The organism is Aquimarina sp. RZ0 (assembly GCF_008370685.1).
Taxonomy (GTDB): domain Bacteria; phylum Bacteroidota; class Bacteroidia; order Flavobacteriales; family Flavobacteriaceae; genus Aquimarina.
The window spans coordinates 88,175-102,382 of record NZ_VTZU01000003.1; the positions used below are offsets into that span (position 1 = coordinate 88,175).

Genomic DNA, 14,208 nt, shown 5'->3' on the forward strand with positions numbered 1-14,208 from the left:
TATGAAAAGATTTGTATTGAGACGCAACCGAAGGTTAAAACCGAATTTAATGGAAAAGGGCTATTAAATGAATATTTTAGCAAAATCCTTAATCGTGAAGGAAAAGCCAGCAGGTAACAATAGATCCTATAAAATCAGAGCAATTTATCTCCAGATCAAAAAGGTTATTCCTTTTTTTAGTGATGCAGAATTTTTATAAAGTAAACAAGAAATAAAAATGCACTGATAGATCGATTCATGTATTTTGCGTTACAACCATTAAAATGAGACATCCTCTAAGACAACATATAGAAGAAATAATTAGCCTTACAGATGAGGAATTTGATTTTGTTTTGAGTCATTTTAAGCAAATCAATAAACGCAAACATCAATATATTGTTCAAGAAGGAGAAATCGTTAATAAAGAATACTGGATAATAAAAGGTTGCTTAAAAAATTACTTTGTTGACAATACAGGGAAGGAACATATACTCCAATTTGGAATGGAAAATTGGTGGATTACGGATTATGAATCTTTTGTAAAACAAACCAAATCCAAAACTTCTATCGACTGTATAGAAGACAGCGAATTACTATACATATCATTCGAAAACAGAGATAAACTTACTGCTCAAATGCACAAAATGGAACGCTTTTGGGCTAAAAAAAGTAAAATCGGTCGTATTGCACTTCAAAATAGGATTCTATCATTGTTAAAAAATTCAACCAAAGAAAGATACGACTTACTTCTCGAACAATATCCGAAACTTTTCCAACGTGTTCCTAAAAAAATGATTGCTGCCTATTTAGGTGTTTCCAGAGAAACACTGAGTCGATTAAACGCATAATCCTGTTTCTTTCTTTGATCACTCCATGTGAATGTGATCTACATCACTTCAAATAAGTGATAAACCTCCTTTCTAAAATTTTAGGTGCTTATCACCTTTGTATGGCAATTAATTAATAAAAAAGTTATGCCATACATTAACATTAGAGTTACTGATGAACAAGTAACACAAGAACAAAAACGTCAATTAATAGAAGGTACTACGCAACTCGTAGTTGACATACTTCACAAAAATCCACAAACAACACATGTAGTTATTGATGAAATACCTATAGCAAATTGGGGAGTAAATGGAAAACAATATTTAGTCACTAAAAAATAAAGAAAATGAAAAACAAAACCGTAATCATTACAGGAGCATCTACAGGAATTGGTAAAGAAATTGCAAAATATTTTATAACGAGAGAAAGTAATGTAGTAATGAACTCTTCAAACGAAGAAAATTTAAAAAAAGCATACATAGAATTTGGCTCTCCTTCTAATGTCCTTTACTTAGCCGGAGATATTAGCAAACAAGAAACGGGTCAAAAACTTGTTACTCTAGCATTAAAAAAATTTAAGTCTGTAGATATTTTAATCAATAATGCAGGAGTATTTGCTCCCAAACCTTTTTTAGACGTTGAAGAAAAAGATTTAGATCTTTATTGGAGTGTAAACCTAAAGGGAACATATTTTACCTCTCAATCCGTGATCCCTCAGATGATAAAACAACAACATGGTTCTATAATAAACATAGGAACTGTTCTAGTAGAACATGCTATAGATGGATTTCCGGCAACAGCACCATTGACAAGTAAAGGTGCTATTCATTCTTTAACGAGACAATTAGCAGCTGAATTTGGAAAAAATAATATTAAAGTTAATACAATCGCTCCAGGAATTATCAGAAGTCCATTACAAGGAAAAATAGGAATTGAAGATGCAGACAGTTTAGCTAGACTGCACTTGCTGAACAGAATCGGAGAAGCAACTGAAATCGCTGAAGCGGCTTATTATTTGGCGACTGCTAATTTTGTAACAGGAGAAACAATTAACATAGCAGGTGGTCATACCATTGGTCACTCTATCTAGAAAAACATAGTTTGTATGTATAAAGAAAGTATAAAAGAAATCGAAAAAATAATTACTAATTATTTTGAAGGAATTTTTCACGGAGATGTAGCTAAACTTAAAATTTGTTTTCATAAAAATGTGGTTATATATGGAGACATTAAAGGAGTTGAGTATTTAAAAAGTGTAAAGGAATACCTTGAGGGAGTAAAAAACAGACAAAGCCCTAAAGATGCAAATGAGACTTTCAGAATGAAAATCATAGGAATAGATATTATGGGTAACATTGCAAGTGCAAAATTACATGTCCCCATGCTAGGGTATAATTATTATGACTACTTATCATTGGCTAAAATCAATACTGATTGGAAAATTGTAAATAAATTATTCACGCATGAAGAATAAATAATCAGTTCAACAGCATATAATACGATTTGTGATTAAAAAATTCGTATAAATTCATTGAATTATTTTTTCTTTATGCAAGGCAAAAAAATCAAGCATAGCTATAGCTACGGTTTCTTTTTTAAACGAAGTAGAAAGGAAAAAGAAACGATGAATATGCGAAATTTTTAGTTATAAACCGTATAAAAGCATTAGCGGTTTGAGGATATACCTGAACCGCTTTGTGTTTAATTAAGTATATTGACATCCGAAAGTAAAAGTGTTTAAATCCGCTACAACAATTACTCGATAATCGTGATTTAAATGCTCCGAGGCTTGCCTCGAAATCAAAATGTTTTTTTCAATAAATGTCTCGTGGGCTTGCCCCGAGGTAGTTTACTAATGAAATACCCAGGTTTTAGAGTAAAAGAATTTTTTGTTCCCGAATTTGAGTTGACACCTGGAAAAATGATACGCTTTTGGGTTCAGATACTACCTGAAAAAGAAAATCAGACTGACGGATACTGGGCAGTAAAAAGAATAGTTGAAATAATAGAAAAGTATAATAATCAGAATTTAGGGGCAAAAATACATTTGTGCCCAATTAAATTAAAAATAGGTCCCTTTGATTTTATTAAACCAATAAAGGTTAAAGAATATTTAGAAAAGGTATTTGGAGTAAAAAGTAATAAAATAAAAGATGATTTAAGTTCTTTTAATATTAAGCCTGAATACACTATAAGAGAAATGGGATATGCTCACCAAAAATTATTTTCTATCATTTGTGGAATTGAGCAGTATGATATAACTGCATTTGATTTTTATGGATTTGATCCTGATACTGAAATCAGGCTAATGAAATATATTCACGTAAAACTTGATGAAGGGAAATCATTATTGGCATTTGATAATTTAGGTTATAAAGAAGAAAATTTTGACATACTGAATGTTGAAAATATAATGATAGAGAGAGTTTGAAATGAAAAATCTAATAATACCATTTCTGCCTTAAAAATCGTATAAGAAAAGAAGATAGACCTTATAAAAAAAGCTGTTTCTCCCCAGAAACAGCTTTGTCATCATTGCTTCTTGTATAGCAATAACCTAAACACACATTATTTATTTTTCTTTTTCTATGACTAGAACCTAAAACTTACTCCGGTATATACCCCAAAGTAATAGGGTCTGAAATCTTTGGCACTTTCTTTAAACCCATTAAACTGATATTTAAGGATGGGTTCCATATTAATATGAAATTGCTCTGATAACTTATAATCAAGACCTATGCCAAAGTTTCCACTAAAGCTTATTTCATTAATATTAGATGCTTCTCCCAGATTAGTTTTGAAATCCCCTGCATTAATAGATAGTTCATTATTTTCTAAAAACAAGGTGCTTATGCCTCCAACCATATGAACTCCTAATTTTTTATCGCTGAGAGCATAGGTAAGCTCTATTGGAACTTCGATATAGCCAATACTATGATTAAGTAATCCTAAGTTCTGTTTTCCGACAAGACTCTCTCCATTAACATCCGGAGCAGCAGTACCTGGAGGTGTCTGCTGTTGATTAGTATTAAAGTCAGAGATAATAATATCCATAGAAGTATCATTATAATCAATGCCATTTAAATTTCTTCCAAAAGAAGAGGCCGAAAATCCAATACCTTCGGTGTTGTAACTTACATCCAATTTGTTAACCCCAGATCGAACACTAATCTTTTTATTAAAATTATAAGCAACCTGTATCCCATAACTTAAGTTTACCTGACCCGTTTTTGCATTGTCAGAAAACTGATTATTTACCGTAGATTCGTTGCCTGTTGGATTATAGTACACTGGAGCTATCGTAGGAATCACATCCCATCTTTTGATCGATTTTTCTTCAGCAATTGCTATTTTGTCCTTTTCTTTTTCGTCTATTTCATCAAAAATTGATTTTTTTAAAGCATCTGGATTTTCCGCCGAAGTATCGTCAAGTTCATCTTCTTTTTTATTAAGAGCGTCTGTTGTGCCTATATTTTCAGCAATAGCTTCTTTAGTGATTTGATTTTTATCAATAGAATCTTTGAAAGTTGGATTTTCTTTATCCGTGATTTTTTGTTTCTTATTATCTAAAGTAGGTATATTTTCAGCAATACCTTCAGTCGTACTTGGTTTTTTAATAAGCTGAGTATCTATATTATCCTTTGCGATATCAGTTTTCGGTTTTTTCTCTTTTAAAAGAGCTGTATTTTCTGCAATACTGTTTTTAGAGTTTTGAAGATTATTTTTATGATAAATATCCGGCATTTTTTCTGAAACCAAAGTGTCATTAGTAACGATACCAGTAATGGCTTTTTCAGAATTATTTCCAGATTTAGAGAAGATATCTTCTTTTTTCTGCATATCTGCAGTATTCGTATTTTGTACCATATTGGTTACAATACTTTCTTTGCGAATAGTATTTTTGTTAGGAATAGTATTTTTATTAACATCAGAAATTATAGTTTTAGCGTTTGTAGGTGTCTTGAATTTGGAGACCTTTTCCTCTTCGGTGTTTAGAGGTTTGCCAGAAATCCCTTCGTTATTTGTACTTTTTGTTTCAGAAGAATGTTCCTGATTCTCCGTATCTTGATTTTCCTGAATATCGACAAGCGTATTATTGGAGTTATCGGTATTATTATTATTATTATTATCCGGTGATATTGCGTCTATTTTGTCAAGAGCTTCATTACTTACTACAGAATCTTGATTTATAGTATCAGTCATATAAACCGATCCTATGGATAAAATTATGGTAACCAATGCTGCAACTCCAGCAATACGATACCAGAGGGGAATAAACAGTATTCGTTTTCGATCTTCTTCTTTGTGGGCTTTAATCCTTTCCCAGACCGCATCATCAGGAGTAACTTCAAAATTTTTGAATTTTTCCTGAAATAGCCTGTCTATGTTTTTCTTTTCGTTCATAGTCACCTTTCAATTGACTTAACCTGATGTTCCAGGTTGGATTCTATTTTTTCTTTTAAAATATATCTGGCTCTTGCCAAATTAGATTTAGATGTTCCTATAGAAATAGCTAACATTTCAGCGATCTCCTTATGAGAATACCCATCCAACACGTATAGATTAAAAACTAACCGATATCGATCAGGTAGTTGCTGAATTATCTCTAGCAGGTAATCCAGAGATACTTGATCTTCATCAATTTCTACTTCTGCTTCTTCTATTTGTTCTTCACTAACAATTTCAAAAACTTTTTGTTTTCGATATTTCTGTAAAGCGGTATTTACTGTTATTCGTTTTAGCCAACCCTCAAAAGAACCTTGATTTTTATATTGTCCTATTTTATCAAAAATGGTAATAAAAGCATCCTGCAAAGTATCCTCAGCACTTGTATAATTGTTAGAATACTTTAAGCAAATTGAAAATAACTTGCTACCGTACAATCTGTACAATTGTTCTTGCGCTTTGGTATCTTGTTTTTTACATTTTTTTATGAGTTGGTCTAAACCCACGAACAGTTTTTCTTTTGATTAGGCAGTAAAATCATTCTACTACCGGGACTTCTATTGTTAAAAATTGATTCTCGCCCTGATCGTCACGACCTTGCCAGAACCTAAAGATATAAGAGTCTTCTGACCCGACTAAAAAATTGAGTGAGGTTTCTACCATATCGTTTTGCTCAAGATCTTGACACACTCTATCATCAAATACAACATTAACGACCGCCACTGTGCGCTCATTAGATACTCTGTCATAATCAAAACCACCAAAGGAATGGCAGTCAGATGGTCTGAAATAAGAAACTGTTATTTTAAAAACTTCTCCCCTTGTAAATTGATCAGGAATATCAACCTCTTCTATTGGTACTGCTTCATAAAAAAAATTAATGCGATCATCATCGTCTAAACAACTATGTAAACAAGCTGATAGAATAATCATTATAATTATTTTTGCCTTCTTCATACTAATGACTATTTAGGTATTACATACCGGATTGTATAATATAGATGTATGTATAAATATAAGGTTGCGTATAAAACCTTGTAATTTTTAGAAATAAAAAGTCAAGATGAGTTCTTTTTAATTGCTTAACATATCTTCAATGCCACTTTTTAATCTAGAGTTTTACTTTAATTTTTGATGATTTTTTAAAAGCTGGTTATCAGTGCACAATAAAGAAAATATGCTTATCCGTAAGGTTCCCCAAGATAATTCCATCTATAAGAAACCGCTGCTATAATCAGCCTATCGAAGAGGTCATTAAAGTAACGTTTGTTGAATTTATAACAGAATTCATTGAGATAATTCTGTAAAAAATCATCATCTATTCTATGATGTACATCTAAGAACAACCTTTTGGCATTGCTTATAGCAGTATGTACCCAAGGCAACACCTTTACAACATCCTTTTTGGGGATGACCTTGGACTCTATTTCAAAGTCCTTTTCTAAATCCACATAGCTGGTAGACTTGTCTGCTACTATTTTTGTATTCTTCTCTACAGATTTTGTGATCTTTTGGGTTATGCATTCCTTTTTTAAAGATTCAACAACTTTCATTTTTAAATACCCTACCTTTTTCTTCTTGCCATGTTTTTTAGGATCATGATCATCTCCAGCGTCTCTAGATTCCACACTTACTAGGACTGTGGTTTAACGTTGGCTTCCTCGTCCACGTTTTAATGGTTCATTTATCCCTTGTTATAGAGACTGTCTCAAAAAAACCTTCATCCAGTTCTATCTCCTCCTTTAAGGTATACTCATCATCCCTAAGCCTCATGACACTTCTTAGTTTGTGCATCATCGCCCAGATAGGCTCATAGCGCTTATGACCCAACTGACGCTGGACTTCTTTTGCTGAAAACGACTTCTTAGTGCTAGTAAGAAAGTGTATAGCAATGAACCAATATTGAAAAGATAATTTACTACCATGCATCACTGTTCCACTTTTCAAAGTAGTACGGTACTTACATTTTTTACATTCCCATTGCTCTCGGTATTGTTTCCAATAGTGAGAGGTACAACCACACTTTTTACACGTAATACCTTGTTTTAGCCTGTAGGCTTTAAAAGCCGATTTGCAACTTTCCTCATCAGGAAAACAATTTGTAAACTCTAGTAATTTCATACCTATAAGATACGAAATCTATGCTAGGGAAATAAACGGATAAACATAAAAATTTTATTCTTTAATAATTTTAATCGCCTCTTTGATTTTTTCTTCGAGTTCTTCCATTAGTTCAGGATTATCATTTAGTAATGATTTTACAGCATCACGTCCCTGACCCAATTTAGTATCCTGATAACTAAACCAGGAACCACTTTTCTTTACGATCTCATAATCAACACCAATATCAATAACTTCGCCTGTTTTAGAGATTCCCATTCCATACATGATATCAAACTCTGCAGTTCTGAATGGGGGAGCAACTTTATTTTTAACCACTTTTACACGGGTCTTATTACCTTGTACTTCGCTATTACTATCCTTGATCTGAGTAGATCGGCGGATATCTAATCGTACCGATGCATAAAATTTTAATGCATTACCACCAGTAGTAGTTTCTGGATTACCAAACATCACTCCAATTTTCTCACGCAGCTGATTGATAAAGATTACCGTACAATTTGTCTTACTGATTGAACTTGTAAGTTTTCTTAAAGCCTGAGACATAAGTCGGGCATGAAGTCCCATTTTAGAATCTCCCATCTCACCTTCGATCTCACTTTTGGGAGTCAATGCAGCCACAGAATCAATAACGATAATATCAATAGCACCCGATCGGATTAAGTTATCTGTGATTTCTAGTGCTTGTTCTCCATGATCAGGCTGAGAAATAATTAAGTTATCAATATCTACACCTAGTTTCTCAGCATAAAAACGATCAAATGCATGTTCGGCATCTATAAAAGCGGCAATTCCTCCTGCTTTTTGCGCTTGTGCAATTGCATGTAAGGTAAGTGTTGTTTTACCAGAAGATTCTGGTCCAAAGATTTCTATAACTCTTCCTCTTGGATATCCACCTACTCCTAATGCTAAATCCAATCCTAGAGATCCGGTAGGGATAACTTCTACTTCCTGAACCGCACTATCTCCCATCTTCATTACGGTTCCTTTTCCGTAGGATTTATCTAGTTTGTCTAAGGTTAATTGTAACGCTTTTAATTTTGCATCTTTTTCTTTGTCCTTACTCATGCGTTTACGTTCTTTTATAAATGATTTTGGCTAAAATACTACATGTTTTTTGTATACACATTTTAAAAATTATACTTCTCTAGCTAATTTATTAACAATAGTGGCAGAGGTTCTTATGCCAATGATTTATTTTTTTTTGAATCACAACGCAACCATTTAAGTTTTACAACATCTAGTATAAAAGCAAACATTGAACAAATCGTGATGAAAGAAGATGTAGATGAAATTTCTTAAAAAAGTCGTAAGACATACCTGTAAAGGATGTATGGTTACTAAAATCTGTAGCTGTATAGTAGAAGGGGGTTAACCTCGCTAGTTTAATTCTTAGTCATTAGATTAATTTATAAATTAACGAATTAGCCCAAAAAATGCCTTGAAGTAATTTTTAAGGCATTTTTTTATTTTATCTTCTTGTATTTGTACTTTTGCACAAAATATTTTCTTTAACTTAAAAAATTAGTATAGCATGCAACTGTACAATAAATTAAGTGCAAAAGAGAGAGCAGCCCTTATTGATGAGGCGGGGACAGATCGTCTTACACTTTCTTTCTATAAATATGCACATATCGGGAATACCGAGATTTTCAGAAATTATCTTTTTATACATTGGAACGAGCTTGATGTTCTCGGTAGAATTTATGTCGCAAACGAAGGTATTAATGGGCAACTATCAGTACCAGCACCAAATTTTGAAGTATTCAAAAAACATTTGGATAGTATTTCTTTTCTGGAAAATGTGCGCTTAAATATTGCCAGAGAACAGGATGTAAAATCATTCCTTAAGCTAAAAGTAAAGATTCGTAATAAAATTGTGGCTGATGGTCTAAATGATGAGACTTTTGATGTCACTAATAAAGGAGTCCATGTAGATGCTTCGACCTTCAATCAATTGATTGAAGATCCTGAAACCGTATTAGTGGATATGCGTAATCATTATGAGAGTGAGATTGGTCATTTTAAAGGAGCAATCACTCCCGACGTAGATACTTTTAGAGATTCATTGGATATTATTGAGGAAAATCTAAAGGAACATAAAGAAGATAAGAAACTGGTAATGTATTGTACCGGAGGAATTCGATGTGAGAAAGCAAGTGCCTATTATAAGCACAAAGGATTTAAAAATGTGTTTCAGCTGGAAGGTGGAATCATAGAATATGCCAGACAAGTTGAAGAAAAAGGATTAGAGAATAAATATTTGGGGAAAAACTTTGTTTTTGATCATCGAAGATCAGAACGAATTTCTGAAGATGTAATAGCTAGTTGTCATCAATGTGGAAAGCCTTGCGATACCCATGCCAATTGTGAAAATGAAGCTTGTCATCTATTATTTATTCAATGTCCCGATTGTGGTGCAAAAATGGATAATTGTTGTTCTATTGCATGTAAAGAAATAAATGCCTTACCTTATGAAGAACAAAAAACATTAAGAAAAGGAAAGGGAAATAGTAATAAGATCTTCAAAAAAGGGCGATCAGAAGTGCTAAAATATAAACGGTAGTGCTAAAATGTTTTAGATACTATGGTTTTAAAAGAAATCATAGTATCTTTATCGATTAAGATATCTGGTGTATAACATATCAGATCTGAGTAAGAACCATATTTGTTGTGTATTAATCACAGACAAATTTCAATATAGTAAGAGGGTATGGGGTGTAGTAGTTGTTCCTCCGGGAAAGACGGACAACCAAAAGGATGTAAGAATAATGGTACATGTGGTACAGATGGTTGTAATAAACTAACTGTTTTTGATTGGTTATCTAATATGTCACTTCCTAACGGAGTGGCTCCTTTTCATTGTGTAGAGATCCGTTTTAAAAATGGGCGAAAGAGTTTTTTTAAAAATACAGAGAATCTTTCCTTAAGTATAGGAGATATTGTAGCTACAGAGGCTTCTCCGGGTCACGATATAGGTATCGTTACCCTCACGGGTGAATTGGTGCGTATCCAGATGAAAAAGAAGAAGATAGAGGTAGATAGCGAGGAAGTAAGGAGGATATATAGAAAAGCTTCGCAAAAGGATATTGATATATGGCAAAAAGCGCGGGATCGCGAAGAGAGTATAAAAGTTCGTTCCAGACAAATTGCAATTCGATTAAAACTACAGATGAAGATCTCTGATATAGAATTTCAGGGAGACGGTTCTAAATGTACATTTTATTATACCGCAGAAGATCGTGTAGATTTTAGGCAATTGATTAAAGAATTTGCACAGGAATTCAGTACCAGAATAGAAATGCGTCAGATTGGATTCCGTCAGGAAGCAGCCAGATTGGGAGGTATAGGCTCCTGTGGTCGCGAATTATGTTGCTCTACCTGGCTCACCGATTTTAGATCTGTAAACACCAGTGCGGCGAGATATCAGCAATTATCCTTAAATCCACAGAAACTGGCAGGTCAATGCGGAAAGCTAAAATGCTGCCTTAATTATGAATTAGACGCGTATATAGATGCATTAAAAGAATTTCCAAAAATAGAAACTAAGCTGTATACCGAAAAAGGAACGGCTGTATGCCAGAAAACAGATATTTTTAAAGGATATTTATGGTATGCCTATGAAGGTGAATGGATGAATTGGCATAAGATTTCTACAGAACATGCGAATGAAATTATCGAGGCAAACAATAATAAAGAAAAGGTCGCAAGCCTGGAAGAATTTGCTTCAGAATTACTCGAAGATACTAAAGTAGAATTTGAAAACGTTGTAGGTCAGGATAGTTTAACTCGATTTGATCAGCCTAAAAAGAGTAGTAGAAGAAGAAATAAAAGTAGAAATCGAAACAAGAATAGGCCTAAAGTATCTTCAGAAAAATCAAATACCCCTCCAGAAAAACAAAAACAGGAGACAAAAGAAAATAAAACATCTAATAAAAGAAAGAACAATCAACGACGCAATAATAAACGTAAACCACAGCAGCGTAATAAAAAGAATGATAAAGATTAGATTTTTAATACTACTTTTCCTTAGTATTGCTTTAGTTTCTTGTGATGATAAACAAGTGTTTGATCAGTATAAAACGGTATCAGGATCTTGGGAGCAGACAGAATACATGCATTTTGTAATCCCTGAGTTGGATAGTATACAAACGTATAATTTATTTATAAATATTCGTAATGATAATGCATATCGATATAGTAACCTGTTTTTGATTAGTGAAATGAGATTTCCAAATGGCAAAGTAGTCAAGGATACTTTGGAGTATCAAATGGCTTTACCAGATGGTACCTGGCTAGGAACAGGTTTTACGGATCTTAAAGAAAATAAATTGTGGTATAAAGAAAATGTGAGTTTTACTGAGAAAGGTGAATATACTTTTGTGCTGCAACATGCGATGAGAAAAAACGGGGAAATATCCGGGATATACTCTTTAGAAGGAATTACAGACATAGGTTTTAGAATAGAATCTTCACAAAACCCTTAGAAATGGCCAAAGCAACACCGAAAAGAACAAAAAAAACATCAAAATCGAATCACATTAGTGTATTAAAATATATCAAGTGGTTTTGGATCACCTTTGCATCAGGAATATTTTTGGTTATTCTTGTATTTCTTTTTGCTAGTTGGGGATTATTTGGGGAAATGCCTGATTTTGAAGAGTTAGAAAATCCTCAGAATGACTTGGCGACGCAAATTATTTCTTCTGATGGTAAACAAATCGGGACTTTTTTTAAGGAAAATAGAACTCCCGTCAATTTTGAAGAGCTGGCATCTGATTTAGTACATGCGCTGGTAGCTACAGAAGATGCCCGGTATTATGAACATTCTGGTATTGATGCCAGAGGGACGATTAGAGCTTTTGCTTTTTTAGGATCTAAAGGTGGAGCCAGTACCATCACACAGCAATTAGCAAAATTACTTTTTACAAGAAAACGATCAAGAGGATGGCAGCGATATACTCAAAAAATTAAAGAATGGGTCATCGCTACAAGATTAGAAAGACAGTATACAAAAGATGAGATCATGACAATGTATCTCAATAAATATGATTTTCTTAATCAGGCAATAGGAATTAGTTCTGCTGCCAGAATTTATTTTAATAAAAGCCCAAAAGAACTAAAAAAAGAAGAAGCAGCAGTATTAGTTGGAATGTTAAAAAACTCTGCGCTTTTTAATCCGTTAAGAAGACCAGAATTGGTAAAAACCAGAAGAGATGTCGTATTGTCTCAGATGGCAAAATATGAATATATTACTACAGAAGAAAAGGATAGTTTACAACAATTACCCTTAAAATTAGACTATGCTCCAGAAGGTCATTCTGATGGGATTGCCACATATTTTAGAGAATATGTAAGAAGTTGGATGGGTAATTGGGTGAAGAAAAATCCTAAAGGAAAAAATGAAGAAGGAGAAGATAAATATTATAATATTTATAGAGATGGACTGAGAATTAATGTAACGATTGATTCAAGAATGCAAAAATATGCAGAAGAAGCAGTACAAGCGCATATGTCTAATTTGCAAAAAGAATTTGATGAGCAGGAGAAGAAAAATAAAACTTCGCCTTTCAGAGATTTAACAGATGAACAAATTGATGGTATTCTTAAAAGAGCTATAAGAAGTTCTGCTCGCAGAAAGAAAATGCTTTCTCAGAATAAAAGTGAAAAAGAAATTCTTAAGTCTTTTGATGTCAAAAGAGAAATGAAAGTATTCTCCTGGAAAGGATATATTGACACAATTATGACTCCCAGAGATTCTATTTTATATTATAAGGGTTTTTTAAGGTCTGGTATGATGTCTATGGAGCCGCAGACAGGTCAGGTAAAAGCTTGGGTAGGCGGTGTGGACATTAAACATTTTCAGTATGATCACGTGTATCAGGGAGCAAGACAGGTAGGGTCTACGTTTAAACCCTTTGTGTATGCCACAGCAATTGATCAACTCAAATTATCTCCTTGCGATACCTTGCCTATGTCACAAATGACCATTCCAGCAGGTTCTCACGGAGTTATGGAAGATTGGACACCCAAAAATAGTGATGGTGAATATACAGGGTATCTAAGTCTTAAAGAAGCTTTGGCTAAGTCCGTAAATACTATTTCTGCCCGTTTAATGGATAGGATAGGACCAGAACCGATTGTTAGATTAGCAAAAAAATCAGGGGTAACCTCAGAAATTATAGAAGTTGCTTCAATAGCATTAGGATCCGTAGATCTCAAATTATCAGAAATGGTAGGTGCCTATAGTACATTTGCTAATGAAGGGATTTATAATAAACCTGTAATGATTACAAGTATCGAAGATAAAAACGGTACTACTTTGTATCAGTTCGAACCAGAGACACGTGATGTGATTAGTAAAGAAGCTGCATTTGTCACTCTTAATTTATTAGAAGGGGTTACACAATCAGGTTCTGGCGCACGTCTTAGATCTGGCCCATCTAATCGACATGATTATAAAAATGTAATTACAGGCCATCCATATCAATTTACGAATCCAATCGCAGGAAAAACAGGTACTACTCAGAATCAGAGTGATGGTTGGTTTATGGGAATTGTGCCTAACCTATGCACAGGAGTTTGGGTTGGAGGTGATGATCGTGCTACTCATTTTAATACCACCAGATATGGACAAGGAGCTACCATGGCACTGCCTATTTGGGCATTGTATATGAAAAAATGCTATGCAGATAAAACATTAAATATTTCTACAAGTGGATTTAAAAGACCGGAAGATTTAACCATTGAAATTGACTGTAGAGCATATAGAAAAAGTCTTCCATCAAGTAATGAAACTGATGATGATGATGAGCTAGGTTTTTAGAAATCAGT

The 14,208-nt window shown here is 33.5% G+C and carries 13 protein-coding genes and 1 pseudogene; 9 read left to right on the top strand and 5 right to left on the bottom strand.

The genetic code is table 11. The annotated features are described in order from the left end of the window. Positions 1–263: 263 nt before the first annotated feature. The 5 genes from F0000_RS02235 to F0000_RS02255 all read left to right on the top strand — a co-directional run bounded on the left by F0000_RS02235 (position 264) and on the right by F0000_RS02255 (position 3,238). Positions 264–827 carry a Crp/Fnr family transcriptional regulator gene (locus F0000_RS02235; RefSeq protein WP_149623069.1) on the top strand — a complete coding sequence of 188 codons (564 nt, stop codon included), beginning with the start codon at positions 264–266 and terminating at the stop codon, positions 825–827. A gap of 126 nt (positions 828–953) precedes the next feature. After that, a complete protein-coding gene (locus F0000_RS02240) occupies positions 954–1,148 on the top strand; it encodes a 4-oxalocrotonate tautomerase family protein (protein WP_149623070.1) in 195 nt (64 codons plus the stop codon). Between the two features lie 5 nt (positions 1,149–1,153). Continuing rightward, a complete protein-coding gene (locus tag F0000_RS02245) occupies positions 1,154–1,897 on the top strand; it encodes an SDR family NAD(P)-dependent oxidoreductase (RefSeq protein WP_149623071.1) in 744 nt (247 codons plus the stop codon). 15 nt (positions 1,898–1,912) lie between these two features. After that, positions 1,913–2,281: a nuclear transport factor 2 family protein gene (locus F0000_RS02250; protein WP_149623072.1), complete on the top strand. Its 369-nt coding sequence runs from the start codon at positions 1,913–1,915 to the stop codon at positions 2,279–2,281. Between the two features lie 381 nt (positions 2,282–2,662). Next, positions 2,663–3,238, top strand: coding sequence for a hypothetical protein (locus F0000_RS02255; protein WP_149623073.1), 576 nt, complete (start codon positions 2,663–2,665; stop codon positions 3,236–3,238). Between the two features lie 161 nt (positions 3,239–3,399). Here F0000_RS02255 and F0000_RS02260 read toward each other — a convergent pair whose 3' ends face one another. From F0000_RS02260 to recA, 5 genes and pseudogenes are all read right to left on the bottom strand, one after another. Continuing rightward, positions 3,400–5,211, bottom strand: a complete 1,812-nt coding sequence (locus F0000_RS02260; protein WP_149623074.1) for a hypothetical protein — start codon at positions 5,209–5,211, stop codon at positions 3,400–3,402. A 2-nt stretch (positions 5,212–5,213) separates the two neighbouring features. Then, positions 5,214–5,759 (bottom strand): RNA polymerase sigma factor, encoded by a 546-nt coding sequence (locus F0000_RS02265; RefSeq protein WP_149623075.1) that lies wholly within the window; start codon positions 5,757–5,759, stop codon positions 5,214–5,216. A 31-nt stretch (positions 5,760–5,790) separates the two neighbouring features. After that, positions 5,791–6,210, bottom strand: a complete 420-nt coding sequence (locus F0000_RS02270) for a hypothetical protein (RefSeq protein WP_149623076.1) — start codon at positions 6,208–6,210, stop codon at positions 5,791–5,793. Positions 6,211–6,434: 224 nt separating this feature from the next. Further along, positions 6,435–7,374 (bottom strand): annotated as a pseudogene (locus F0000_RS02275) (IS1595 family transposase). A gap of 54 nt (positions 7,375–7,428) precedes the next feature. Continuing rightward, positions 7,429–8,442, bottom strand: a complete 1,014-nt coding sequence (recA, locus tag F0000_RS02280; RefSeq protein ID WP_149623077.1) for a recombinase RecA — start codon at positions 8,440–8,442, stop codon at positions 7,429–7,431. 466 nt (positions 8,443–8,908) lie between these two features. Here recA and F0000_RS02285 point away from each other — a divergent pair, with 466 nt between their 5' ends. The 4 genes from F0000_RS02285 (at position 8,909) to F0000_RS02300 (ending at position 14,200) form a co-directional block, all read left to right on the top strand. Further along, entirely contained in the window at positions 8,909–9,940 is a 1,032-nt protein-coding gene (locus tag F0000_RS02285) for a rhodanese-related sulfurtransferase (protein WP_149623078.1), read from the top strand. Positions 9,941–10,087: 147 nt separating this feature from the next. Next, complete coding sequence (locus F0000_RS02290; protein WP_149623079.1) at positions 10,088–11,383, top strand: regulatory iron-sulfur-containing complex subunit RicT; 1,296 nt, start codon at positions 10,088–10,090, stop codon at positions 11,381–11,383. Beyond that, entirely contained in the window at positions 11,370–11,861 is a 492-nt protein-coding gene (locus tag F0000_RS02295) for a gliding motility lipoprotein GldH (RefSeq protein ID WP_149623080.1), read from the top strand. Before F0000_RS02290 ends, F0000_RS02295 begins: the two co-directional genes overlap by 14 nt. 2 nt (positions 11,862–11,863) lie before the next feature. Beyond that, positions 11,864–14,200, top strand: coding sequence for a penicillin-binding protein 1A (locus tag F0000_RS02300; protein WP_149623081.1), 2,337 nt, complete (start codon positions 11,864–11,866; stop codon positions 14,198–14,200). Positions 14,201–14,208 lie beyond the last annotated feature (8 nt).

What these genes read in the sequence shown, in the direction of transcription:
- F0000_RS02290 (WP_149623079.1), top strand. Translation starts at nt 10,088, where the DNA reads ATGGGGTGTAGTAGTTGTTCCTCCGGGAAAGACGGACAACCAAAAGGA.
- F0000_RS02285 (WP_149623078.1), top strand. Translation starts at nt 8,909, where the DNA reads ATGCAACTGTACAATAAATTAAGTGCAAAAGAGAGAGCAGCCCTTATT.
- F0000_RS02300 (WP_149623081.1), top strand. Translation starts at nt 11,864, where the DNA reads ATGGCCAAAGCAACACCGAAAAGAACAAAAAAAACATCAAAATCGAAT.
- recA (WP_149623077.1), bottom strand. Translation starts at nt 8,442, where the DNA reads ATGAGTAAGGACAAAGAAAAAGATGCAAAATTAAAAGCGTTACAATTA.
- F0000_RS02235 (WP_149623069.1), top strand. Translation starts at nt 264, where the DNA reads ATGAGACATCCTCTAAGACAACATATAGAAGAAATAATTAGCCTTACA.
- F0000_RS02250 (WP_149623072.1), top strand. Translation starts at nt 1,913, where the DNA reads ATGTATAAAGAAAGTATAAAAGAAATCGAAAAAATAATTACTAATTAT.
- F0000_RS02295 (WP_149623080.1), top strand. Translation starts at nt 11,370, where the DNA reads ATGATAAAGATTAGATTTTTAATACTACTTTTCCTTAGTATTGCTTTA.
- F0000_RS02260 (WP_149623074.1), bottom strand. Translation starts at nt 5,211, where the DNA reads ATGAACGAAAAGAAAAACATAGACAGGCTATTTCAGGAAAAATTCAAA.
- F0000_RS02240 (WP_149623070.1), top strand. Translation starts at nt 954, where the DNA reads ATGCCATACATTAACATTAGAGTTACTGATGAACAAGTAACACAAGAA.
- F0000_RS02245 (WP_149623071.1), top strand. Translation starts at nt 1,154, where the DNA reads ATGAAAAACAAAACCGTAATCATTACAGGAGCATCTACAGGAATTGGT.
- F0000_RS02270 (WP_149623076.1), bottom strand. Translation starts at nt 6,210, where the DNA reads ATGAAGAAGGCAAAAATAATTATAATGATTATTCTATCAGCTTGTTTA.
- F0000_RS02255 (WP_149623073.1), top strand. Translation starts at nt 2,663, where the DNA reads ATGAAATACCCAGGTTTTAGAGTAAAAGAATTTTTTGTTCCCGAATTT.